This window comes from Trinickia symbiotica, assembly GCF_002934455.1.
GTDB lineage: Bacteria > Pseudomonadota > Gammaproteobacteria > Burkholderiales > Burkholderiaceae > Trinickia > Trinickia symbiotica.
This window is the reverse complement of the sequence record NZ_PTIR01000006.1, coordinates 207,939-233,334: the sequence shown is the minus strand read 5'-3', so window position 1 is coordinate 233,334 and position 25,396 is coordinate 207,939. Positions and strand designations below refer to the sequence as shown.

Sequence of the window (25,396 nt, the reverse complement as noted above, 5' to 3'; positions counted from 1 at the left end):
CCGATCGAACGGCTCAGGCGTCGCTCGGTCCCGGCTTGCCCGCGGGCGTCCGGCGGCGTCGCTGCTCGACGACGTCGCGCCCGATCGCGAGCCGGCGCGTGTATTTGAAGGTACCGAGCGCTTTTGCGACGAAATGGCCCTCGCTGTCACGGACTTCGCCTTCGCAGTAGGCCATAGTCGTCGAGCGGTGGAGCACGCGTCCGTATGCACGCAGTTCGCCGCGCCCGGGCTGCATGAAGTTGATTTTCATTTCGACGGTGACGACGCCGACACCATCATCGGCGAGGCTGCGCGCCGCCGTGGCGAGTGCGGCGTCGGCAAGCGTCATCGTGACGCCGCCATGCGCGATCCGCCATGTGTTCAGATGCGATTCGTCGAGTGCGAGGACGACTTCGCTCACGCCGTCCGCGGCTGAGACGAGGCGCACCCCGAGGTGGTCGACGAACGGGCTCTCGATTGCCTGCGGATGCGGGCCGGCACTCGCGGAATGGTTTTCGGACATTTCAGTACGCGCCGGGCGGCTGGTCAGATTTCGTAGTCGACGCACTCGCGCGTTTCGCGCACTTTGCCGACGAATGCCTTCAGTGCTTCGTGCGTCGGGTGGACCTGATAGGCGTCGAGCGCCGCCTTGTCGGCGAAATCGGACACGAGGACGACATCGTAAGTCGATTCGAGCCCCGGCGCGGCGATGCCGACCTCCAGGCGCACGATGCCAGGGACGATGTCCCGGCATCCCTCGAGCTTTTCCTTGAGCTTGCGCGCGTTTTCGGCGCGCGTCGCCCCTTCGGCCGTTTCTTTCAGCTTCCACATCACGATGTGTCTAATCACGGTTGGTCGACCTCAGTTGAAGGTTTTTGGAAAAAGGTGCTGCGGGGCGCCGCCGGGGCATTGGCGGTCCTCGATGAGCTAGCTGGCAAAGTGCGCCTATACGGTAAAGGGTCGCGGTATAGTCCGCGGCTCAGTTTACAGGAAGCCCGCGGACCTCGTGGCCGAGCGTGCGCGCTGGCAAAGTAAGGATAAGCGTCTGAAAATTTCCGCCCCTGTCCGAGCGCAGATGAGTGCGGGGCTACGCCGCAGCTTTCAGGGTGAAGTCGACATGAACGGCATCGTACGGAAACTCGAAAGCGCCGTCTTCGCTACGGTCGATAACACCAGCATTCAGCAAGGCGTGGACGTCGTCGCTCACGCGGCGCACGTCGCGCCCGACTCGCCGGGCTATCTCGCGCAGACCGAGCGGGCCGGCGCCCGTCATAGCCTCGAGAATTTCCCAGCGAAGTTGCGTCATCGTCTGAAACAGGAGCGCGGGCGTGGCAAAGCCGATGTATTCGCCCTGCTGTTCTCCCTTCGATGCCGCGATGAAGCGCTTCGAGAAGTCGTCTTGCGACAACACGCCAAGCGTTACCGTTCTCATTCTCGTTCCCTCCAGCCCTTCACATCCGACCAGAAGTCGGCAATCAACTGCTCGATCGTCGTGAAAGTGTATGGACTTTCGATATGCCCGATGTGCCGATGATCGCCCTTTCCTCGCTCGTTATCGTACCGAACCTCGCATATGCCCCGAACCACGTAGGCAAGACTGTATTTGTACTGGTGCAAGCTTCCCAGAACAGGTAGTGGAACATGCCATAGCACCGACGCGACGAACGAATCTGGGCCGAGCGCGATGCGATCCCTCGTCAGTAGAACAGCCTTCATCTTGGCACCACATCAGATATGTTGTCAACCATGTCAACACTTGGCGCGAATCTGGCGTTTGGAAAACGCATGAACATAGGGTCCGCTCCATTGTTTCAACCTTCCCCGCCGCCAAGCGCGAGATAGAGGTCCATGCGGTTCTCGAGCCTCGCCAGGCGGTTCGTCGTGCTCGCCGTCATCGAATGGCGCAGCGCGCGTTGCGCCTCGATCCACGGCGCAAGACTCGTCTTGCCGGCGCGGAAGCGAGTCTGCGCGAGCATCGCCGCCCGCTGCGCTTCGACGACCGCGCGCTCGCGCTCCACGGCTTGCGCATCGAGTTGAGTCCGCGCCGAGAGTGCATCTTCGACATCGGCGAGGGCTCGGTGAAGCTTTTGCCGGAAATCGGCGGCCGCTTCGTCGTATTCACTGCTCGCCACTCGAAGCTCCAGCTGCTTCGTTTTCCATTGCACGAATGGCAACGTAAGGCCGATCCCGAGCGCTGCGACAGGGCTCTGAAGCGTGCGCACGAGTGCCTCGCTGCTCGTGCCGAACTCGCCTGTCAGCGCAAAGCTCGGATAAAAGCTGGCGCGCGCAACGTCGATGTTGGCGAGCGAAGCCCGCAGACGGGATTCGGCCGCGCGCAGGTCGGGACGGCGCGCCAGCACGTCCGAGGGCAAGCCTGCGCCCACGGCCGGCAGCGTGGCAGTCGAGAGGTCGATCGGTTCGGCGGCGCGCTGCTCGGGCGCGCGATCGAAGAGAACAGCGAGTGCGTTGCGCTTCGCTTCGCGTTCCATCCGCAGTCCCGATTGTTCGGCGCGCTGCTGCGCCGCCTGCTGCTCCGCTTCAGCGACGTCGAGTGCCGATGCCGCGCCGGCTCGATGGCGCGCCTTGGCAAGCTCGACCATTCGCTCCGCATCGGCGATGCTTGCTTCGCCTCGTGCGAGCAGCTCGTTCAAATTGCCGATCTGCCAATAGAGCTTCGCCGTCGTACCGATCAGCGCGAGCGCGGCCGCTTCGCGGTCAGCTTCGCTCGCCCGCGCCTTCCACGCGGCCTCGCTACGTTGCGCGGCGAGCTTGCCCCAAAGATCCGCTTCGTACGAAAGCGACGCGTTCACATAGGCGAAACGGCGCGTTCCGGCCGAATCGAACTCTCGCGAGACATTGATGCCGGCGTTCGCTTCCGCGCTCGGCAGCCCATTCGTAGCGATGAGTCCCGCTCGCAGCCGCGCCCGGTGAACGCGAATCGCGGCAATGGCCAGATCGTTGTTCGTCGCAAACGCTTCGTCGATCAGCTCCGTCAGTGTCGCGTCCTCGAACGCCACCCACCAGCGACGAGCCGCCGGTGCCGCGGCTCGGTCAGAGGCGGCGAGCCATTGACTCGGCACCGCGACGGCCGGGGGGAGTCGACCGCCGCTCGGCGAGATGCAGCCTGTGAGCAGCGCACTAACGCAAACCGCGCCAATGAGGCGTCTGGCATGGACGCGGATGTCGTGTCGCTTGGATTTCATCTTGAGTGCCCGATGCATTCGTTGTTCTCATCAATCGCGCGCCAGCGCGACCACCGGATCGAGTCGCGCCGCATTGCGCGCGGGCGCAAAGCCGAACACCACGCCGACGAGCGTCGACGAGACGACGGCCGCGACGAGCGTGTTCGCCGAAAACACCATTCGCCAGTTGTCGACGAACGCTTCGAGCACGAAGCTCGCGCCGAACGACAAGGCAATGCCGATCGCGCCTCCCATCAGGCAGACGAGAACGGCCTCGACGAGAAACTGACACATCACGTCGCCACGCCGCGCACCGACCGCCATGCGAATGCCGATTTCGCGCGTGCGCTCGGTCACCGATACGAGCATGATGTTCATTACACCTATGCCGCCCACCACCAGCGATACGACCGCAATCAGCGACAGCAGCAGCGTCAGCGCCTGGCCGGTCTTGTTCATCGTCTTGATGACGCTGTCGAGGTTGTAGGTGAAAAAGTCCTTGCGGCCATGCCGCCGCGTCAGCAGCTCGGTGATGCTCTGCTCGGCCGCTTCGCTCGGTTGCCCCGCGCGAACTCTCACGACGATCCCCTCGACGTGGCGTTGCCCGAAGAGCCGCGCGCTCGCCGTCGTGTAAGGCACCCAGACGTTGAGCGTGGTGTTGTCGATAAAGAACGACCCGCGCATGTTCGCCCGGACGCCGATGACGACGCACGGCACGTTATCGATCAGTACCACCTTCCCGAGCGGATCGACGTGCTCGCCGAAGAGCTTCCGACGGGTATTGCTATCGATGACGACGACTTGTGCGTAGCGACGGACTTCCTCGGCGCCGAACGCTATGCCGGCCGCCAATTCGTCGCCGCTTACACGGAAGTTGCTTTCGCTGACGCCCGAGACGCGCGCGTTGACGTCGACGTTGCCATATCGCAACAGCATCGAGCGGCTCGTGAGCGGGGTGACGCTATCGACGTACGGCTCTTCGCGCAACGCGTTCGCGTCGGCCGCAACGAGCGTCTGGATCGATTCGGCGAGGCTGTCGCCCCAGTCTCTTCCGGGATAGACGCTGATCGTGTTCGCACCCATCCGGCTGATCTCTTCGAGCATGTAGCGTTTCGCGCCCTCGCCCGCCGCGACGATCGAGACGACGGAAGTAATGCCGATGACGATCCCGAGCATCGTCAGCAGCGTGCGCAAACGATGAGCGAGGAGCGCCGAGCAAGCCATCGCGGCAGCCTCGGCGAAACGGGCCAGCGCGCCGGTCCGCCCTCGTCCGAGCCGTTCGCTCGTCGGCACGGCGCGCGCCGCCGCGGCCGTCGCGTCGTCATGTGGAGCCGTCCCGCCTTGGTACGTCCGCCCTTTCGGCGGTGCCGCGGCCGACGGGACGTTCGCGCCATCCGCTGTGACGGCGCCATCGCTGATTTCGACGATGCGGCTCGCGTGGCTCGCCACGTGGGGGTCGTGCGTGACGACGATCACCGTGTGACCGAGCGCGTTGAGCTCGCGCAAGATCGCGATGACCTCATCGCCGCTCGCGCTATCGAGGGCGCCCGTCGGCTCGTCGGCAAGAATTACGTCGCCGCCGTTCATCAGGGCGCGTGCAATGCCGACGCGCTGCTGCTGGCCACCCGAAAGTTCGGCCGGGCGGTGCGAGCCGCGCTCCGCAAGCCCGAGCCGCGCGAGCAATGCCCGGGCGCGCTCGCGCCGAGCCTCGCGAGCCATGCCGACGTAGATCGCCGGCATTTCCACATTGGCGATCGCGTTGGCGCGCGGCAGCAGATGGTAGCGCTGGAAGATGAAGCCGAAACGCTCGCGGCGCAGCCGGGCCAGGTCGTCATGCGAGAGCGTGCCGGTGTCCACGCCGCCGACCTTGTAGGAGCCCGCGCTCGGCCGATCGAGGCAGCCGAGGATGTTCATCAGCGTCGACTTGCCGGAGCCCGAGGCACCGACGATCGCGACGAATTCGCCCGATTCGATCGTAAGATCGACATCGCGCAGCACCGTGGTTTCTTCATCGCCGGCACGAAAGCGCCGCGTGACGCCGGTAAGCTCGATGAGCGGCTCGCGCATCGTCAGGCTCCCGCGTCCAGGGGCGCGTCGCTCGATTTCCCGGCCGTACCGACGATGACGCGCTCCCCTTCGCTCAAGCCAGCGAATACTTCGGCTTTCACGTTGTTGTTGATGCCAATGCGGACGTTGCGCGTCTCCACGCGGCCGTCGTTCGCCAGGACGCGCACGCTGTGACTGCCATCGCTCGCCTTGGCGCCGAGCGCGGAGGCCGGAATGGCTAGCGCACGCGACGCCTTCCCGAGGACGACGCTCACCTGCGCCGTCATCGAGATGCGCAGCCGATGGTCCGGATTCGGCACTTCGAACAGCGCGTTGTAGAAGACGGCCGTATTCGGCCGCGAGCTCTTGTCCTTGCCGCCCGGACCGCCGCTGTGCACATCCGCGAAGTCATGGGGGGCCGGCTCGACCGCGCGCAGCTTGCCTTCGTATCGCGTGTCGGGATCGCCGAGAATCGTGAAATAGGCTGGCTGACCGGGCGCGACGCGCACGACATCGGCTTCCGAAATCTGTGCCTTGACCGTCATCGTGTCGAGGTCCGCGAGCTTGAGGATGACGGGCGCCTGCTGCTCGGCGATGACGGTCTGCCCCTCCTGGGTCACCAGCGCGACGACTTCACCGTCCATCGGCGCAACGATGCGTGTATAAGCAACGCTCGCCATTGCCTTTTCGACTTCGATGCGTGCCTTCTTGAGCTTAGCGTCGAGCGAGGCGAGCTCGGCGCGCCTGACGGCGAGCGCCGCGGCGGCCGTGGCCGCTGCTTCGCGCGAGGTCGCTTCGGCGAGCAACAACTGCTGCTCGCGCTCATCCGCCAGTTCCGCTTCCCGCAGCCGTGCCAACGCGGCTTGCCGCTCGGCTCGCAAGTCGTCTTCATTGACTCGCGCCTGCTGCAGCGCGTATTGCGGCAACGTTGGATCGATCTGGGCGAGCGTCTGCCCTTTCGTCACTTTGTCGCCGAGTGCGACCTCGAGTGTCTTCAGTTGGCCGGAAACCTGCGCCCCGACATCGACCTCCTTGAGAGCCCGTAACATGCCCGTGGCAAGCACGGCGTCCTCGATGTCCGCGCGCTCGACTTGCGCCGTCAGATAGTTGGGCGGGTCGTCCTTTGCGAAATAGAAGTGATAGAGAACCGCGGCTGCGGTCAGAAATGCTGCGCCCGATATGGCGACGAGCGTACGGCGGTGAATTTTCGGCATCGGTGGTTAACGGCAACGGGATGAGTCCTAGTCAACCTGTCGACGCTACACGTTCCATCGTGCAAAATTCGCTGCCGCCGGATTTCTCGGACGAAAGCTCGGACGAAAATTCAGAAGAAGCGGCAACGTACGCCGTTCGCGCTCGCTCCCGCCTCAGCGCACTTCGTCGGCGCGTGTGCGCTCCACGCCTGCCGCCTCCATATCGCGCCAGGCCCGCCCGAGGGAGCCGTCGAGGTCGATGGCCCGGCAGGCATCCTCGACGACGACGGCGTCGAAGCCGGCCGCGCGCGCGTCGAGTGCGGTCCACGCGACGCAATAGTCGGTCGCGAGACCGCAGCACCATACTCGCCTGACGCCCGACTCGCGCAGGTAGCCGGCCAAGCCGGTCGGCGTCTTTCGATCCGCTTCGACGAATCCCGAGTAGCTGTCGATGTCGCGGCGGTAGCCTTTGCGGATGACGAGCCGCGCGTGCGCCGCCTTCAGCTCCGCATGCATCTCCGCGCCCGGCGTGCCCTGCACGCAGTGCGTGGGCCAGAGCACCTGCTCGCCGTAGGGCAGCCGTACCGTTTCGAATGGCTGGCGCCCCGGATGGTTGGCCGCGAACGACACATGGTCGAGCGGGTGCCAGTCCTGCGTAAACACGACGTGTTCGAAGCGGCCGGCAAGCGCGTTGACGACCGGCACCACTTCGTCCCCGCGCGCGACGGCGAGCGCACCGCCCGGCATAAAGTCGTTTTGTACGTCGACGATGACGAGTACGTCGGTCGATCCTTTCATGATGAGCCTCGAACAGGTTGAAATGGCATCGCGCGCTCAGCTCGGGCGGTCGCCGCCGGCCGTCGGCAAGACGTGATCGCGAAACATCTCGCGCAGCTTTATTTTCATCAGTTTGCCCGTCGCCGTGTGCGGCAGCTCATCGACGAATACGACATCGTCGGGCATCCACCATTTCGCCACCTTGCCTTCGTAAAAGGCGAGCAGCGCCTCGCGTGTCAGGCCCTGGCCCGTCGGCCGTCTGACGACGACGAGGAGCGGCCGCTCGCCCCATTTCGGATGGGGACATGCGATGCAGGCGGCCTCGGCGACATCGGGATGGGCGACGGCGACGTTCTCGACGTCGCTCGAACTGATCCACTCACCGCCGGACTTGATGACGTCCTTGCTGCGATCGGTGATTTGCAGGAAGCCGTCGCTATCGATCGTTGCGACGTCGCCCGTGGGGAACCAGCCGTGAACGAGCGCCGATTCTTCGCTGCCGAAATATTTGCCGATGACCCATGGCCCGCGCACGTGAAGCTCGCCGAAGGCGACGCCGTCGCGACGCATCTCGTTACCGTCGGCGCCGACGATCTTCATATCGACGCCGCAAATCGGTCTGCCCTGCTTCTCGAGCAGATGGCGACGCGCTTCGGGCGCGCGCCGCTCCTGCTCCCAGTTGAGCCGCGCGAGCGAGCCGAGCGGCGACATCTCCGTCATGCCCCAGGCATGGATGACACGGACGCCGTAGTCGTCCTCGAACGCACGCAGCATGGCGGGCGGGCACGACGAGCCGCCGATGACGGTTCGCTCGAGTGACGTGAAGCGAACGCCTGCCTCGCGTACATAGGCGAGCAGTCCCATCCAGACGGTCGGCACGCCGGCCGAGAGCGTGACACCCTCGGCTTCCATCAGCTCGTAGAGCGACCGACCGTCGAGGTCCTTGCCCGGCAATACGAGCTTGGCCCCGGCGAGCGGCGCCGCATGCGGGATGCCCCACGCGTTGACGTGGAACATCGGAACGACGGGCAGCACCGCGTCGCGCGCGGAAATCCCCATCGAATCAGGCAACGCGGCCCCGTATGCGTGCAGGACAGTCGAGCGCTGCGAGTAGAGCGCGCCCCTCGGATGTCCCGTCGTGCCCGAGGTGTAGCAGAGGTTAGATGCAATTTGCTCGTCGAGCTGGGGCCAGTCGAGCTCGCCGTTCTCGGCCTCGAGCAGCGTTTCATAGTAAAGGACCGGCGCCGCGATCGTCGGCGGTCGCGGCTGCGCATCCCCAAGCGCGATCCATCCCTTCACGTTCGGGCACAGCGGCGCGAGCTTCTCGACGAGCGCAGTGAAAGTCGTATCGAAAAAGATATAGCGATCGTCGGCGTGATTGACGATGTAGACGATCTGCTCGAGAAAAAGCCGCGGATTGATCGTATGACAGACGATCCCGATGCCCGTAGTCCCGTAGTACGCCTCGAGGTGCCGGTAGCCGTTCCATGCCAACGTCCCAACGCGCTCGCCCTGTCCGACACCGAGCTTCGTCAACGCCTGAGCAAGCTGTTTCGCGCGCTTTTCGCAATCGCGATAGGTGTAGCGATGAATATCGCCTTCGATGCGGCGCGAAACGATCTCGGTGTCGGCCGCATAGCGCGCGGCATGCCTGAGCAGCATCGAAACGTTGAGCGGCACATCCATCATCCGGCCCAGCACTGGCTTGGTCATGGCGGCTGTCTCCTCCGGGATGCCCCGTTTTGCCCGAGTCTCGCTTTCAGGACATTAACCGCAGCCTCGTGCGCTCGGCAAGCCGTGCCGACCCGGTTCGACGAAGCATTCGGAAACGAAGCTCAGGCCAGCGGGCGCCCTGGCAAGCCCCGCGGGACAGCCCGACGTGCCGGCCACTACGCGGCGACGGCCTCCTTGCGTGCCAGCCCGAGCTGGCAGGCTCGTATGCGTTGTGCGCGTGCTCGAGATTTTTCGGCATCGGCTCTTGCCTTCGCTGTCCCGAGTCCGTCGAGGCACGCCGCGCGCAACCGCCACAGCGTATCGAGCCCCTGACGGTCGCGGTAGCGGCGCACGATCGACATGGCACGATCGAACGCGGCGAGCGCGTCGGCGTAGCGTTCGAGGTGGCGCAGCGCGTCGATGTACGGGATCAGGAAGATCACGGCGACGCTCGGCATCGCGACATCGACGGCATCGAGCGTGGCTTCGAGCCCATAGAGCTCGACGGTCATGCCGAGGCGGACTCGGGCCCAGTTCTCGATCATCACCGCGACGGCGATCCAGAGATCGTAACCGCGGGCTTCTGCGATGGCACGCACGCGCGCCGTCCACGTCAGCGCCTCGCCGGGGCGGTCGCAGATCTGCATGGCGATGGCCGTGAAACCGTACAGATAGGACGATGCCGCGGGATTGCGTAATTGGTCGGCGGCCGTCAATGCGCGCGTCAGCGCAGCGTCGATCGCTGCCGGCTCGCCTTGTTTGCAGGCGATCCAGAGCAGGAAGCCGAGCGCGTAGATATCCGAGGCCTGGCCGACCCGCTCGAGAATACGCCGGCGCATGCCAGGGCTTTCGCCGAACTCCGCGGCAAGCCGCAGATGCGGTTCGGCCTCAGCGAAGCGGCCGATGAAATAAAGGTTGTTGCCCATGGCCTGGTGACCGGCCGCGAGCCATGCCGCATCGCCGTGGCGCGTCGCGAGCTCGATCAGCACGCGACTGTGGCGATGCAACGCACCGCGATGGCCGACGCGCGAAGACGAGGGCAACCAAAGCCCCCACTCGACCTGCAGCCGCATCTCGAGATCGCCGCTCGCCTCGGCGAGCTCCTGTGCTTCGCGGAAACAGTCGGATGCGGCTTGCGAGCCGTAACCCTCGAGTTCGACGAGCGCCAGGCCCTTGCCCATCCAGGCCGAAAGCATGGTGGCGCCCTCGATCCGCTGCAGTGCGCCGTGCATCAGCGCGCTGTCGAAATGACTGATGGCATCGCGCTGGGCGCCCTGGAGAAATGCTTGCCGGCCCGCCGCCACGTGAGCGAGCATCGCTTTCCCGGGTTCCCCGGCCGACTCCCAATGCCAGGCGACACGCGCGGCCGGCAGGCAGTCCGCGAGACGCTCGGCGGCGCGGCCGTGCAGGGCCCGGCGCTCGTCGAGCGGCAAACGCTCGAGCGCGGCGCGATGCAACGCCTGGTGGCGAAACTGATATGCGCCATGCTCGAGCGGATAGAGAAGGCCTGCTTCGACGAAGCGCGCGAATTGCGGCAGCAGTTGAGCGGGCGGCTCGTCGACGACCCGCGACAACTGAACGATATCGCCTTCGTTGCCGAGTACGGCGGCCGAGCCGGCGAGGCGTCTCAGCTTCGGCGACAGTCGGTCGAGACGCGCCGCGAGCAGGTCGTGCAGGTTGCGCGGCAACTCGACGCCCCGCCGCGCTGCCTCGGCAACCTGAGTGCCACGCCCGTGCGCAGGCCGTTGGGCGCCGCTGCCCAGAAGTAAATCCCGTTGGGGGAAGCCGATCCCGGCCCAGTGGCGCTTGAGCTCGACCAGAAAGAGCGGCAGCCCCTCGGCGAGCCGCAAGCCGGCCTCGGCTTCGGCGCGCGTCATCGGCCGTTGCGGCGAGGCAAGCCCGAGCAGGTCGCGCGAGGCGGCATCGTCGAGCCGGGGCGGCTGCATGACCGGAACGCCGACCGGCACATTGCCGGGCTCGCGCGCGAGCAGCAGCGTGAAAGCGGCGACGCTCGTGTTCGCGAGCCACTGGTCGAGCAGCTCGCACGTCGTCTCATCGGCCCATTGAACGTCGTCGATGACGAGCGTGAGACCGCGCGCGCCGGCAGCCGCGGCCGCCATCGCCATGAGGCGCGCGAACGTGCCGCTCAGCGAAGCCGGCGTCGCCGCGATGCCCTCGGCTTCGCCCTCCATCGCCGGCGCGAACAGCTCGGCCAGGAGCCCCTCCGTGCGCCAGCGCCGCTCGAGCCGGGCGAGCCGCTTCAAGGCCCGTGCGTCGCGCACACCGGGCGCCGCGCCGATCAACGCACCGATCCAGCTGCGCAGCGGCGCGAGCGGTTCGTAGACTGTTTCGCGGCTGCAGCGAAGCCAGACCGCCAAGCTACGTCGCCTTGCATGGCGAACGACTTCGTAGGCGAGGCGCGTCTTGCCGAGTCCGACCTCGCCGACGACGGCCACGCTCGTCGCGATTCGTCGCGCGGCGCGAAGATAGCGCAGCAACTGCGCCAACTCGGCGCGACGACCGACGAGCGGAAGCTCGAGATCGTCGCCGCGCGGCCGGGCGCGACGCGCGCGCGGTCGGACCACGACGAGCTCGGCATGTTGCGGGTGCGGGATCAAGCGGAAGCTTTCGCCGCCGCGACGGTCGAGATCGCGGCGCAGCCAGCTCGCCGCCTCGGCGCTCGCGAGAATTTCGCCGCCATGGCCGAGCGCGCAAAGACGCAGAGCCGCGTTGACGAAACCGCCCGGCGGTTCCTGGCCGGTTGCGGAAACACTCATGGTCGGCACCGCGCAATGGATAGCCTGAACGAGGCATGCGCTGAGTCCCGCGTGGCCCGACAGCTCGACGGCCAGTCGCGCGGCGGCGAGCGCCGACTCTTCGAGCGCGAGCGGGACGCCGAAATGAACGAGCGCGAGCCCCTCGTGCGGCACGACGAGCCGCGCGGTGCCGTCGCCGATGCGCTGCCGGACGAGGTCGAGCAAGCTCGAGAACGTGGGGCCGTCGCGGCACGTCGATGCGCCGTCCGGGTCGTAATCGACCAACTGCGCGCACAGCAGCGCGATCGGCCGTCGCTCCGGCAGAACGGCCTCGGGCGCCGCCTTTGCCCGCAATCGCGCGGCGAGGCTCTGCGTCTTGGCGTCGGGCTCGGCATCCGATTCTTCCATCAGGCGCCGACAAAACGAGGCGTAATGCGCGAGAGCGGCATCGATGCCGTCGATTTCGGCCAACGCCTCCATGTAAGTCCGGTTCGCCGGCTCGTCCAGCGGGGCCAGCTCGATCAGTCGCTGCGTCGCGCTCATCGCCTCGCGCATCATGCCGCTTGCCTGCCGCAGCGCGGCAAGCCTGCGCCAAAGCTGTGCGGCCCGGCTCGCGGCGGCGTCGCGCTGGTCGCGCAGCCACGCTTCGAGCTCGGAGTCCTCGGCGGCATCGACGCCCGCCAGGAATTCCCCGCCGTACAAAGAGGCCGCTTGCTCGAGCGCAACGATGTCCTCGGCCGCGTTCAGCTCGCGCGCGAAGCGCGTCTGCGCGGCGGCCAGCGCGAGCGCATCGCAGCGCCATCCATCGGCCGCGAGCAGCAGCGTCTGTCGATCGCCCTCGAGCCGATCGTGAGCGGTCCCCAACGCCGCGCGCAGCACATGGATGGCATGCCGCAGGCTGCGGCGCGCGGCATCCCCGTCGGCATCCGGCCAAAGCCTGCTCGCGAGCCGCTCGCGCCGCTGGGGCACCCCGGGTTCCATCGCAAGCCAGGCGAGCAAGAGGCGCACCTTGTCGTAACGGAGGTCGACCTCGCGACCGTCGACATAAAGGCGGCAACCGCCCAGCAGGCAGATTTCGATCATCGAAGCGGACATGGACGGCCCTGACGCGCGGGAGCAGCTTCTGACTTGCTGCGTTAACTAGCGGTTAACGGCATTAACGGCACACGCAATTCTTTCTGAATGTGTCGCGCGTGTCGAGACAAAAGTCATATTTTTTGGCCGTCGCCGGTGTCGCTTGCTTTACATTTTTTTCCTAAAGCCAATAGACGTCGCCCCGCGCCAGCATCGACGGCGCATGGCGACCCGCCGCACGCCGCAGTTCGTCCATCGTCTCCTTCTCGTAACCAGGCTTTACATGCGAAATCAACAATCGGTAGGAGCCCGCCTGTTCGGGCAACTGCGCGGCGAGCAACGCCGGGCATAGATGCTTCGATTCGACGGCAAGCTTGCGTTGCGCGTCGGGAAACGCCGTCTCCACGATCAGGTAACGCAAGTCGGCAATCCGCGCGACCGCATCCCAGAACGCCGGGCAGACGGACGAGTCGCCGCCGAACGCCAGGCTGCCTCGAGGCGTGGCCACCTCGTACCCCACCGCGGGCACGCCGTGAGCCGCAGGCAGCGGTGCGAAGATTCGCTCGCCCACTGCGCAGGACTCTCCCTCTTCGAGCAGCGCGAAACGCAGAAACGGTCTCGCGGGCGAAGGTATCCGCGTGAAATCCGGCCACAACACTCCATTGAACAGATGCGCACGCAGGATGACCTCCGTTGCCGCCGTGCAATGCACGACGAGCGGCTTCGCGCGCCGCGGCCCGACCGTATCGAGCATCAGCGGCAGGCAGGCGATGTGGTCAATGTGAGCGTGCGTGAGGAAGACATGATCGATGCGGGCAAGCGCTTCGATGTCGAGGTCGGCGACGCCCGTCCCCGCATCGATAAGGATGTCCGCATCGACGAGCAACGCCGTCGTACGGTGCCCTTCCCCGCCTATGCCGCCACTGCAGCCCAGAACGGTCAGTTTCATCATGCACGGGTTCCCGGTCGGCTCATTTGGCGTCGAACTCGTGGACGCCGTCCCATGCATCGGCATCGTCTCGCGACGCACGCATGGCGGCGATCCGCTCGAGATAGAGCGTGTAAAGGCGCCGCCGCGGGCCGGCATCCCGCAGCGCGCGCAACAAAGCTTCGGCCGCGTCCCACTCGCCGCGGCGATACTGTTGCAGCGCTTCGTGCCAGCGCGCGAGCTCCGCGACCTCCGAGTGAGAGAGCTTGTAGGCTTCGTCGACGGGCTCATAGATCGCCACGGCCTCGCGCTTGCCTTTTACGCGCACGCGGTCGAGTTCCCGATAGACGATGTTCGGGGTCTGCCCGCAGGTCGCTTCCCCGACGACGATATCGACGCCGTAATGCTTCGAGATTCCCTCGAGCCGCGCGCCGAGGTTGACCGCATCGCCCATTACCGTATAGGCGCGGCGCACGTGCGAACCCATATCGCCGACCGTCATCGGTCCCGTATTGATACCCACGCCGATCTGAATCGTCGGCTCGCCGCGCTCCATGAGCGCCGTGTTGAGCGGCCTCAACGCTTCGCGCATTCGCAACGCGGCCAGCACGGCCTGCTGCGCATGAAGCGGCTCCGCGAGCGGCGCCCCCCAGAATGCCATGATCGCGTCGCCGATGTATTTGTCGAGCGTGCCGCGATGTGTACGGATTACCGTCGTCATTGCGCCGAGGTACTCGTTCATCCAGCGCGCGAGCGCTTCGGGTTCGAGCGTTTCGGCGATCGCCGTGAAGCCGCGCACGTCGCTGAACAACACCGTGAGGTCGGCACGCCGGCCGTCCATACTGTACCGATGCGGCTCGCGACTCATCTGCTCGACGAGCTCGGGCGGCACATACTGGCCGAACAGATTGGCGAATTGTCGCCGATGGCGCGACTCGACGAAGAACCCGAGCGACATGTTCAGCACGAACAGGGCCGCGATCAGCAACACGCTCGCGGCGAGCGGCAGTGCAGCGTTGCCGTAGGTCCACAGCGCAAGGTCGCCTGCGATCGCGACTCCGAGCAATGCGACGGTGATGGCCGTCGCGCGCAAAGGCGCACGCCACGGTACGGCGAAGGTCATCGATAGGCCAATGACGAGCATCGCCAAGAGTTGGATAGCATCGGCATAGGCAGGCACGTGCTTGATCGTGCCATCGAGGATGCCGCTCACCAGATTCGCGTGAATTTCGACACCGGGATAGACGCTGCCGACCGGGGTCGAGCGCATATCGAGCAGGCCCGGCGCAGTGGTGCCGATCAGCACGATTCGATTCGCGAGCCGCGTGGCGGCCACGCGTCCCGCCAGCACGTCGACCGCGGACACGTACGGGAAGCTATGATCGCGGCCACGGTAAGGCACGAGCGCGGCGCCATTCTCGTCGACGGGAATCTTCGCGGTGCCGTGCGGCAACGCCAGCTGGAGCGACTCGAGCGGATCGTCGCCGCGCTCTGCTCGTTCGCCGAAGTCCGGTGCGATCGCGGGATTGCCGAGCGAAAGCCGTACGACCGCCAGCGACAACGACTCGTACACCTTATCTTTATGCCGGATCAGTAACGGCACGCGTCGCACGTTGCCGTCGGAGTCGACGACCGGGTTGAAGAATCCCGCGCTAACCGCCGCCTGTTGGAATACGGCCAAGTTGCCCCCATAACCGTACGCCTGCCTCAGCCCACCGCGGTGACCGGCGAATTCCGCGGCGGACAGAACGGGAGGCGGCAGTGCGCCGTTCGCTTCATCGCGGCCGCTCATGTAATACCCGAGCGCCACGGGCCGCTCGCGCAGCGCGGCGGCGAAGCGGTTATCGAAATCGAGCTGAGCCCGCAAACCATTGAGCACTGCCAAATATCGCGCGTCGCCGCGCATATCGCCGGCGGCCAGTTGCTCGAGCGTAGCAAGTCCCGAGCTGCGATCGGGCTCGGCCATGACGATGTCGAAAGCCACGACCTTCGCTCGCGCGGCGAAAAGCTTGTCGACGAGCTCGGCCATCCGGTCCCTGCCCCACGGCCAGCGGCCCATTGCGGCCAGACTGCGCTCGTCGATGTCGACGATCACGATGCGATCGTCGCGCGTGCCGGGCATCGTCATTCGCAATCGCGCGTCGTAGATGAGGTTGTCGAGCACGTCGACGGCGAGCAGCCGGTAGAACCCCGCAACGTGGCCGAGTAGTACGGCGAGAATGGCGAGACCGGCGATCCAGCGCGGCAAAAGGCGTTTCATTTGATTACGCGTGCCCTCCAACGGGACCGTCAATAAGCCGCGCGCGCGGCTTCGTTCGCCACCGTCAACCGGGATGCCAGCACCATGACGACGAAACGATGAAACTGTCGCGCCGTATCGGCGTCTTCGATTTCGAGCTCATTCAGCGCCGAGTACGTCAAGCGCCATGCGGCGGTCGGCTCGTCGGCTCGCACGTCGGCGCTGCGCGGCTGCTGCGTATAGAGCGCCATCTCGCCGACGATCGTGCCCGAGCCGTACGAGCGCAGCCTCATCGATTTACCGTCTTCGAGCGGCAGCGAAACGGTGACGCGCCCTCGCTCGATGATGTAGACCGCATCGGCTGCGTCGCCTTGCGAGAACAGCAACTGCCCTTGCTTGAGCTGGCACGGCTCCATATAGGCCGAGAGCCTGGCGAGCGCCTTGCCGCTCAAGTGCGGCATGATCGCGGCGAGGCTGCGGAACGTCGAATGCTCGCGCGCAGTGCCCGCCCGCATGAGCAACAAGTCTTCGACCCACTCGAGGCCGCTGTCGAGGTCGCCGAATACATGGATGTTGTCGGTCAGTACGCCTGCGCGGGCCAGCATGTCGTGCGCGCGCGGGGGCAATCCGGTAAAGACGAGCGTATCGCCGGATGCCTTGGCGCGTTGCTTCAATCTCAGGAACGTTGCGGACGTCGACACATCGAGGCCGCTCACCTTCCTGAAGTCGAGCACGATGAAGCGCGGCGACCCTCCGCTGCTCGCGGCGAGCCGCTCGCTCACGCGGCGCAACATCAGGTTCGCCGTACCGAAGAAAAGGAACCCTTGCAGGCAAGTGCCGACGACGGCATCCGCATGAGCGAGGAGCCGCTCTGTGTCGCCGATCGAGCGCTCTACGTTCGAGTGATAGGTGCGTCCGTCGAACTCGCGCGAAATGGCGCTGATCCGCGCGTAGTTGAAAACGAACAGCGCGCAGGCCGCGGCGATGCCGAGCACGATGCCGGCCACCACGCCTTCGACGATGATGACGGCGACGATCAGCAAGACCAGGAGGTAATCGGCCAAACCCAGCTTCCGATAGGAAGCGATCAGCCATTCGCGCAGCAGGCCCCACGCAAGATAGAGTTGCAGCCCGACGAGCACGGGCTTCGGAAACCAGGCGATGAGGCCTGGGAAAAGCGCGATGACGGCAAAGCAGCCAAGGCCCGCGACGACGCCGCTCAATCGAGCGGTGGCGCCCGCGCGCGTGTTGAGCATCGTGCGGCTCATCGACTGATAGCCGACGATGCCGCCCGTCAAGCCCGCGAGCAGATTCGCGAGACCGGCTGCCCGCATCTCCTGATTGAAGTCGGCATCGTGCCCCGTCGCCAAGCTGGCACCGCTCGAATTGAGTAGGATCGTCAACGCGGAGACCGCGGCCACGGCGAGGCACTCGGGAAGATGCGCGACGATCGCCGCCCAGTCGATCTGCTGGCGCGGCAACATCAGCGGCAATTGCAGCGCCGAAAGCGGCTCGCGCGCAAAGAGCAGTCCCGCCTCGCGCAATTGCTCGGGCGCCTGACCGATTGCCGACATGCCGACGAAGAAGACGACGATGCCCGCGCCGAGGCCGAGCGGCGCAAGCGCATACGGCTTCACGCGTCCTTGCGCGGCGAGCAGCGTGGCGCAGACGACGACCGCCGGCACCCACGCGAGCCATGGCAGCTCAGCCAATGTCGCGATGGCCGGCAAGCCCAGGCTGTGTCCGGTCAGCATGCGCATCGCGCCCGACAACAGCAGATAGCCGGTGCCGCCGAGAAACCCGCCGACCACTGGGTATGGCAGAAACTGGATCACCGAGCTGCGTCGCGATACGCCGACGAGATAGAGCGCCGCCCCCGTCACGAGCGTACTGACGGCGAGCGCCGCGAGCACGGTAACGAGTACGCCGTTTTGCGAAAGGCCGGTCGCGGTCGCATCCGCCGCGACGCCTGCGGCGAGGCCGACGAGCAGTGCGACCGCATTGCTGTCCGGGCCGCCGATCGAAAACGGCAGCGAGCTCTTCAGCGCGACGACGAGCGCGATGATGCCGCAGCTCACGAGCGTGATCGGCATGCCGACGTTGACGAAGTGCGAGAGGTTGCCGCTGAAAATCATCGACCCGTAGCCGATCGAGTAACAGAGCGTCACGAGGCCCGAGAGAAGGCCCGCGACGATGTTCGGGGCGAGCGGCGTCGCGGCGTCCGTGCGCGTCGTCGTATTGAGCGAAAGAGTCTTGTCCGTCATGGTAGGGACCTCACTTGCAGGCAGCGGGCGACGGCACGACGGGCTCGACGTTCGCGCCCGGCATGAGGCCGATCGTCGAGCGCGGCGATCGGATGATCGTGCCGAAGCCTTCGGATAGTTCGTGGTGATCGACTTCCGTGCGGACGTCGATCGTTCCGTGATAGACGCGGATGTGCTCGCCCGCCTCGCCGCGCGGGCACTCGAGCGCGAGCGCTTGCGGCTCGCTTGCCGGAACGCTCATGGGGCCGGCGCCCTCGCCGCTCGGCAGCCGGCTCGCAAGCCCGCATTCGAGCACCGACCACTCGGTGCCGCGAATGCCGATCGTCGCGGTTTGCGTGTTGAGCCGGTATGCGTCCGGAACGCCCTGTTTGCCGATCAACCCCGAGATCAAGCGCAGACCGCCCTTCAGCAACGATGAGACGCTGACGTTATTTTTTGCATCGTTCTCGGCGAAGCGGTAGTCGTCGATCCTGTATCGGGTTTCGGCCTTGAGATAGACCCGCTGGTGATCGGCCATCAGCAGCACGGCTTCACCCTCCGTCGATGTCTCGATGGTGTCGCCCGACTCGACCGATGACCCAGCGACGGCGAAGCGCTTCGCGCCCGACGCCGGCTCGATCGATACGACACCGGCGGTGTAGGCCACCGTGCCGGCCGGCGCCGCCGCGCGCGCATGAACGGACGCCACTGCAATGGCGGAGACAACGATAAGGGCTGCGAACGCGCGGGGAAAATGCGTGATTGGAATCATCGATCTCCCCTCAAAATGCTTTCGTCAATTGCAGCCATACGCGCCCGGCATGATCGGTATCGGCGACGGCCGTGGCATTGCCGAGCTTGTGCGCGTAGATGAGGCGGATTTCGTAGTCCGGCGCTTTGGAGAGCGTGACGCCGATGCCGGCTCCCGACAGTCTTTGATGGTTGGATTCCGTCGAAAACGGATAGGCGTTGTTTCGCACGAACCCGGTATCGACGAAGCCGAAGACGCCGAGCTGCCCTGGAAGCAGCGATTGCGCGACGGCATAGCGCAACTCGGCCGTCGCGAGATAACCGTCGTCGCCCGGCGCCTCGCCGGTGGGATAGGCACGTACGCCATAAGGGCCGCCGAGCGATAGCTTCTCGGATGAGATCAGGTTTTTCGAGGCTTGCTGGCCGTTCAGGGACAGATAGAACTGAAGCCGTGGCGTGACGGCCTCGTAAAGCGCAATCGAATAGGTGTACTTACGATAGTGGCCGTCGGTCCGCGCCGAAGTCTGGTCGATCGCCAGCGGATCGCCCGACTCGAAGTGAACGTTGCCCGATTCGGTCCGCACCGCATAGGTGACGAGGGTCTTGCCAGCGATCACATTGCCGTCGAAGCCCGCGCCGAATACGTTGTCGAACTTGTCTTCGGCGGTTCCGTTCGCGTGATCGGTCAGGTTCTTGCGATCAAACCCGCCTTCAGCGTTGAGGTTCAACGTGCGCGAGCGGATCAGCGGGTAGCTCGCCGCCCACGACAGCACGGTCGCGTGGCCATAGGCATCGAGCGAAGAAAAGTCGGCGCCGAGCCGGTAGGTCGATTCCGTCACAGACAGGCTGGTGCGCAGGCCGTCGCTTCCGATCGGGGCGCTATAGCCGAGTTGGCCGAACGTTTGGCCCGTGATCGAGGTCAGCGCGCGCGCATCGAGGCGATCGCCGAAACCCAGCGGGCTCAACCACTGCAGCGCGCCGCCGACACGGTAGCGTCCCGTTGGCCTGATGCCGTAATTGTCGGCCTGCAAGCTCGCGGTCAGCGCGCGAGTCGGAGGCACGTCGATCGTCAGGTCCGAGGTGCCGGGCGTCTCGCCCGCCTGCAGGTTTCCGGTGACGGCCGTTGCGCCGGTCACGTCCTGCATCAGCAGCGCCGCGCGATCGAGCCGGCGCTCGTCGATGACGTCGCCGAGATGCTTCGGGCTTACATAGCGCTGAAGCACGGCATCGCGCACGTGCGGGGCATTTCGAACTTCCACCTTACCGTAGCGGCCTTCCACGATCGCGATATCGACGATACCGTCGCGGATGTCCTGCGCGGGGATGTATGCGCGCGCGACGAGATAGCCATGCGCGCGGTAGAAACTCGTGACGCGAGTGGCGGCTTCGTCGAGGTCGCCCAACGTCCGGGCGCCGCCTAGCGCGGGCTCCAGGAGCGGCATCAATTCGGCACGGCTGAACTTCGTATTGCCGTCTATCTGGAATCCTTTGACGGCGAACCGCAACGCCGATGCGGAAGGCGCCGGTGCGGCAGGTCGCTCGATGTGAATCTCGGCATTCGACGCGGGCGGCGAGACGGGCGGCAACGTCTGCAGCTGATTGCGCAGTGTGCTGCCCGCATCGGGTATCGGCGACGCCACCTGGGCCCAAGCATCCGGCATCGTGCAAGCGAGCGCCGCGCTCATGCCGGCGAGAAGGGTCAATGGAGGGCGGCGACGCGGGTTCATTGCGCTTGTCGACGGAATCGGGAATGCGGCGCCGCTATCGCCGCGATGCCGGTGGCGGTGCATGTTCGATACGCCGGTCGCATCGTCTTTTCCGAGCCCCGCGCTCATGGCACGCACGCATTTGCGACAGGCCATGCCGGCAATATCGACGACCGTCCGTTGCCAGAGACGGGTGTGGCGTGCGCTGCGTCGAACGCCGCCAGGACGGCTCCAATCTCTTTTCGGCGCCCGTTGCCGTCTCCATCGGAGCCGCTGTCGGCGTCGTTGTTCATGACTGCCTGGACCTGGTTGATCACGGCCGGCGCCGACGAAGGCGCAGTCGAAGACGGCGGCGCGCTCGCCTGCGGGTCGACGACGGTCAGGTCAGCGACCGTTCCGTCGGCCACCGCGTAGCCGGCCGGCACGTTGGAAGCCGTATAGCGGATTCGATAGAGGCCCACGCCGTCGTCGCCGCCTGCTCGCGTCGCACTCGCCGCGTCGCCGTTGCTGTAGACGCTGACCGTCACGCCCGACGGCACGGTTGCATCGGTGAATGCATCGCCGTAGCTCGAACCGGCGTATTTCAGCGATAACGTCGCGCTCTCCTGCGCGGTCTGGCCGGCCATCTTCTGGTTTGGATTCGCGTTGACGAAGATGACTTGATCGGTCGAGAAGAGATACCGATTGCCGCTCGCCGAGACATTCGAGCCCGGGCTGTAGCCTTGGGCCCATAACGCGCTGTTGCCGCTTTGCAGCCCCCCGAACGAATCGGCATCCGGACTCGTCGTATAGATCAGCCACCGGCCGTTCGTCGTGACGACACTCGGACCAAAAAGGTTCGCGAAGCCGGCGCTCACGAGAATGACCGCATCGCCGCTCGCCGACGAGTCGATCGATTGGGCGAGCGTCGTTGTATAGCCGGGGTTCGTCAGCGTGACAGTGCCTCCGGCGGTAATACCCCTCGTCGATCCCGCCTGACCCACCGTGAGCTGACTTGCGTTGTTCAGGCTGAACGAGCCGCTGACCATCGCCGCCACCGTGCCGATCTGGTTCGCACCGTCGAGTGTTACATTGCCTGCGCTCGGAATGCCCAATACGCCGAGCGTGAATGCGCCGCCTTGCGTAATATCGCCGCCCGAGGTCTGCAGCGTGAGCGCGGCGCCGCTGCCGCTCACTGAACCGAGCGTGATTGCGGCGGCCGAGATCGACGTGTCACCGGTCAGATCGAGCTCCGTACCGGGCGCGGATGCGAGCGATACGCCGTTTGCGGTCGCCAATGCATTCGATTGCAGATTCGTCAAAACGGCCGGTACGAGCGACGCGACCGACGAAACGGCGCCGCCCGAGAACGGGTTGCCGAGCGCCGATGCGATATCGCCGAGCGTCACGCTCGATCCCGCCAACGCGACAAAGTTGTCCTGCAGATTCATCGAGACGCTGGCGCCAGAGGTCTCGGCCGCGCCGAGCGCTGTTCCCGGGCCCGGCACGTTCGTCGGCGAGAACGCGACGATCGCCGTGGCGCCGTTGAATGCCGTCGAAGGCAGCATCAGGTAGTAGAAACCGTTTGCCCCGGTCGTCAGGCTCGCGATCAATTGGTCGTGCGCGGCGAAGTCGAGCGTCTTGGCGGTTTGTACGGCGCCCGATGTGTTCGTGTAGGTGCCGGAAAATACCGTGGGCGTGCTCGAGAAGATCGAGACGAGATAGGGATAGGATGTGCCCGGAATGAAGCGCCAGACGTTGCTGAAATCGAACCCCGAAAAGCTCGACGTTTGGCTCGACAACATGTGGGCGTTCGTGAGTCCCGTGCCGCCGGCGCTCGTGCTGAGCCCCGTCGTATCGATGTTCCAATAGCTGCGGGTGACCGAAGACCCGGAACCGGCGACCGCCACGAGGCCGCCCGACGCATCGCGCCCGGATACGAAGCCCGTTGCGTAACTCGTTGCGATCGACGCTTCATTGTCGCCCACGAGGCCGCCGGCCACCCCGCTGCTGGCGGCGCTGAGGCCGAGCGCGTAGCTGTCGGCAATTGTGCCGCTATTGAGGCCCACGAGGCCGCCGACGTCACCGGCGAAAGCGGTGACCGCCGAGCTCGAGAACGATTGCACGATCGATCCGTCGTTCTGGGCCGCGAGACCGCCAGCGGTCTGAAAGTCCGATACCGCGCCGGTTGCCCATGATGAGACGATTTGACCGCCGGTGCCGTTGAGGCCAACGAGGCCGCCTGCGTACTGACTGCTGTTGACCGTTCCTGTGGCGGACGATCCGGCGATCGTTCCGGTGTTTTGGCCTACCAGCCCGCCCGCGGCATTTTGGGTGGCCGTCACCGGGCCGCTTGCGCTGCTCATCGTGATCGAGCCGTCGTTCAGGCCGACGAGGCCGCCGATGAGGTTGTCTCCCGTGACGGAAGCGGCCGAGCCCGAATGCGATATCACCCCGCCCCTATTCCAGCCAACGAGCCCTCCCACCTGGCCTTCGATGGTGCTGCCAAGGCCGGATGCCGTGATCGTCACGCCCGAGCCCACGGTCGCGTTCGTGATTGCTGCCGGAAACGACGAGCCGTCGCTAAGATTGTCTCCAATCAAGCCGCCGACGTTCGTATTGCCGCTGGTATCGTTGAGCAGCGTGTTCGACGTGGCCGTTACCGTGCCGTTGTCGACGGAGACGTTCGAGATCGTTCCGCCTTGATTGATGCCGACGAGCGCGCCGACGAACCGAGAGCCGGTGACGTTGAAGTGGGTTAGCGACACGTTCGATATCGCGCCGTCCCGAACGAAACCGAAGAGGCCGATGTTCTCGTTGTTGGGATTGTTGATCGTCAAGCCGCTGATCGTCTTGCCGTTGCCGTCGAACGTTCCCAGGAATGCGTTTTCGACGCCGTTGCCGATCGGCGCGAAGCCGAGGCCGCCGTTCCAATTCGATGTGCCGCTCGCATCGATCGAGTTCGCGAGCTTGTACGAATCGGCCAGCATCTGCACCGAAGTGCCGATGCCTTGCAAGCCGTAGACGTCGCCGATCAGATAGGGGTCGGCGGTCGTCCCGCTGCCGCTCAGTGCTCGCAGGAACGATGCGCCATTGCCGACAACGAAATTCGAAGCGCTGAACCCCGGCAGGAACCCGCCGCCGACTTGTACCCACGCCCCGTTCTGGAGATCGAACGTGCCCGTGGCGATCGAAGCCATCGACGAGGGGGAAATCGTGCCGGTGGCCGAGAGCGTGAGCGTGCCGCTGCCGGCGTCGAGAATGATCGGCCCATCGATCGCGATGCTGCTGCCCGACGTTACGTTCAGCGATTGAAGCGCAGTGACCGACGCGCCGAGCGTGATGGCACCGCTTGCCGTCAGCGACCCCGTGCCGGTTAGCGAAATGGGCTCGTTCGTCGCGAGCGTTCCCCCGGCGTCAGCAGTGAGCGATCGTGCGACGAGCGGCGCCATCAAAGCGATGTCGTGCGTCGCGCTGGCCACGATCGAGCCTGTTGCGCCGCCGTCCAACGAAGCATTGATTTTGATATCGTGGTCGGCCGTCAACGTGAGCATGTTGCCTGAATTCCACACCACGCCGTCATTGATGGTGATGTCGCCAACACCGCCCGAGCCCGAGCTCGTCTGCAGTTGAATGTTGGTGTTCCCGAGTTGCGTCGAGAGCTGAGCCCCTGTCATATCGCCGCCCGAGGCGGCGACGACGATATCCGACGGATCGATGAGCCACGTGCCGCTCTGGCCGTTCGTCGCATGCGTCGTGATGGTCGCGCCCGGTTGCAGCTGGAAAGCCTCGCCCGATGTTTCGATCGTGCCGCCGTTGCCGCCGTTCGGCGCGGATGCGTCGAGCGTTCCGCCCACGAGCGCCGTGCCGCCGTTGGCGATCAGCTTGATGGTGCCGCCCGTGTTGACGGCTGTGCGCGCAACGATTTCGCCCGTGTTGTTGACGACGCCCGACAACACGGCGTCTTTTCCCTTGCTCGTGAGGATGACGACGCCACCGTCCGCGCGGATCAAGTCGCCGTTTTCGGCGAGGGCGTCGAGCGTGCCTTGGTCGATCGTCAGCGAGACGAGTTGATTGCCGGCGAGCGTGACGGTCGCTGCCGAGCCGGCCGCGAGTTCGACTGTGCCTTTATCGGCGATGAGCGAACCCTGGTTCGATACGCGCGGCGCGATGAACGCGATATAGCCGCCGTTCGCCGTGATCTGTCCTTCGTTGACGATGCGCCCGGTGCCGCCGCTATCGGTGAAGCGGAATTTTCCCGCGAGGAAATCGCTGTCGGACAGGTTGAGCGTCGATGCAAGCAGCCCGCCGACGTTGACTTGCGCCGATTTCCCGAAGAGGACGCCGTTCGGGTTGAGGATGAAGACCTGTCCGTTCGCGTTGAGTGTGCCGAGGATCTGGGTAGGGCTTTGGCCTGTCACGCGATTGAGCGCGATCGCACTGCTCCCCGGCTGCGCGAATGTTACGGAGTCCTGACTGCCGATATCGAAGCTGGTCCAATTGATGGCGAGACGATTGCTGCCTTGCTGAATGATGGTGGTGGCTCCGCCCGCTGCATTGGGCGCGGCATTGATGGTGCCGGCGCCGGCAGTGATCTGACCACCCGCTGGCGCGGCCGCGGCGTGCAAGCAGCCGAGCGCGCTCGCCGCGGCGAACGCGGCGGCGACGATCGGCCGCAGCGGGAACGGCCCTTCACCATGCGCGTCTGCCTGCACATGTTCATGTGCGTGCGCATGGTGCTTTCCCCGCCCCGTTTTGCGTGGATATTCGTGCCGGTTTCCGGTCTTTTCTTTCATCGACGACGGTCCTGGAAGTCGACTCGGTCGCGTTG

General features: G+C 65.5%; 16 protein-coding genes. All 16 read right to left on the bottom strand.

All coding sequences use genetic code 11. From position 1 onward, the window contains the following. Positions 1 to 13: 13 nt before the first annotated feature. The 16 genes from B0G57_RS11630 to B0G57_RS11555 all read right to left on the bottom strand — a co-directional run bounded on the left by B0G57_RS11630 (position 14) and on the right by B0G57_RS11555 (position 25,361). Positions 14 to 502 (bottom strand): PaaI family thioesterase, encoded by a 489-nt coding sequence (locus B0G57_RS11630; RefSeq protein WP_018443376.1) that lies wholly within the window; start codon positions 500 to 502, stop codon positions 14 to 16. Between the two features lie 23 nt (positions 503 to 525). Continuing rightward, positions 526 to 828, bottom strand: a complete 303-nt coding sequence (locus B0G57_RS11625) for a Dabb family protein (RefSeq protein WP_026230170.1) — start codon at positions 826 to 828, stop codon at positions 526 to 528. A gap of 238 nt (positions 829 to 1,066) precedes the next feature. Beyond that, positions 1,067 to 1,411 carry an HVO_A0114 family putative DNA-binding protein gene (locus B0G57_RS11620; protein WP_018443378.1) on the bottom strand — a complete coding sequence of 115 codons (345 nt, stop codon included), beginning with the start codon at positions 1,409 to 1,411 and terminating at the stop codon, positions 1,067 to 1,069. After that, on the bottom strand, positions 1,408 to 1,695 hold the full coding sequence (locus tag B0G57_RS31690; RefSeq protein WP_018443379.1) for a toxin-antitoxin system TumE family protein: 288 nt from the start codon (positions 1,693 to 1,695) through the stop codon (positions 1,408 to 1,410). The genes B0G57_RS11620 and B0G57_RS31690 overlap by 4 nt, the downstream gene beginning before the upstream one ends. Positions 1,696 to 1,790: 95 nt before the next feature. Then, positions 1,791 to 3,182, bottom strand: coding sequence for an efflux transporter outer membrane subunit (locus B0G57_RS11610; RefSeq protein ID WP_102607246.1), 1,392 nt, complete (start codon positions 3,180 to 3,182; stop codon positions 1,791 to 1,793). A gap of 30 nt (positions 3,183 to 3,212) precedes the next feature. Next, complete coding sequence (locus tag B0G57_RS11605) at positions 3,213 to 5,228, bottom strand: MacB family efflux pump subunit (protein WP_018443381.1); 2,016 nt, start codon at positions 5,226 to 5,228, stop codon at positions 3,213 to 3,215. 2 nt (positions 5,229 to 5,230) lie between these two features. Continuing rightward, complete coding sequence (locus B0G57_RS11600) at positions 5,231 to 6,421, bottom strand: efflux RND transporter periplasmic adaptor subunit (protein ID WP_018443382.1); 1,191 nt, start codon at positions 6,419 to 6,421, stop codon at positions 5,231 to 5,233. A gap of 153 nt (positions 6,422 to 6,574) precedes the next feature. Further along, entirely contained in the window at positions 6,575 to 7,198 is a 624-nt protein-coding gene (gene pncA, locus B0G57_RS11595; protein WP_018443383.1) for a bifunctional nicotinamidase/pyrazinamidase, read from the bottom strand. Between the two features lie 36 nt (positions 7,199 to 7,234). Next, a complete protein-coding gene (locus B0G57_RS11590) occupies positions 7,235 to 8,890 on the bottom strand; it encodes a 3-(methylthio)propionyl-CoA ligase (protein ID WP_018443384.1) in 1,656 nt (551 codons plus the stop codon). 176 nt (positions 8,891 to 9,066) lie between these two features. Further along, the gene (locus B0G57_RS11585) at positions 9,067 to 12,741 is read right to left on the bottom strand and encodes an AAA family ATPase (protein WP_018443385.1); all 3,675 of its coding nucleotides are present in this window, start codon (positions 12,739 to 12,741) and stop codon (positions 9,067 to 9,069) included. Positions 12,742 to 12,901: 160 nt separating this feature from the next. Next, positions 12,902 to 13,669, bottom strand: a complete 768-nt coding sequence (locus B0G57_RS11580; RefSeq protein WP_026230171.1) for a 3',5'-cyclic-nucleotide phosphodiesterase — start codon at positions 13,667 to 13,669, stop codon at positions 12,902 to 12,904. 22 nt (positions 13,670 to 13,691) lie between these two features. Beyond that, a complete protein-coding gene (locus B0G57_RS11575; RefSeq protein ID WP_018443387.1) occupies positions 13,692 to 15,908 on the bottom strand; it encodes a CHASE2 domain-containing protein in 2,217 nt (738 codons plus the stop codon). Positions 15,909 to 15,937: 29 nt separating this feature from the next. Beyond that, a complete protein-coding gene (locus B0G57_RS11570) occupies positions 15,938 to 18,151 on the bottom strand; it encodes a SulP family inorganic anion transporter (protein WP_018443388.1) in 2,214 nt (737 codons plus the stop codon). Positions 18,152 to 18,161: 10 nt separating this feature from the next. Further along, positions 18,162 to 18,902: a FecR family protein gene (locus B0G57_RS11565; RefSeq protein ID WP_018443389.1), complete on the bottom strand. Its 741-nt coding sequence runs from the start codon at positions 18,900 to 18,902 to the stop codon at positions 18,162 to 18,164. A 10-nt stretch (positions 18,903 to 18,912) separates the two neighbouring features. Then, entirely contained in the window at positions 18,913 to 20,715 is a 1,803-nt protein-coding gene (locus B0G57_RS11560) for a ShlB/FhaC/HecB family hemolysin secretion/activation protein (protein ID WP_018443390.1), read from the bottom strand. After that, on the bottom strand, positions 20,712 to 25,361 hold the full coding sequence (locus tag B0G57_RS11555; protein WP_102607243.1) for a beta strand repeat-containing protein: 4,650 nt from the start codon (positions 25,359 to 25,361) through the stop codon (positions 20,712 to 20,714). Before B0G57_RS11555 ends, B0G57_RS11560 begins: the two co-directional genes overlap by 4 nt. Between the last annotated feature and the right edge of the window lie 35 nt (positions 25,362 to 25,396).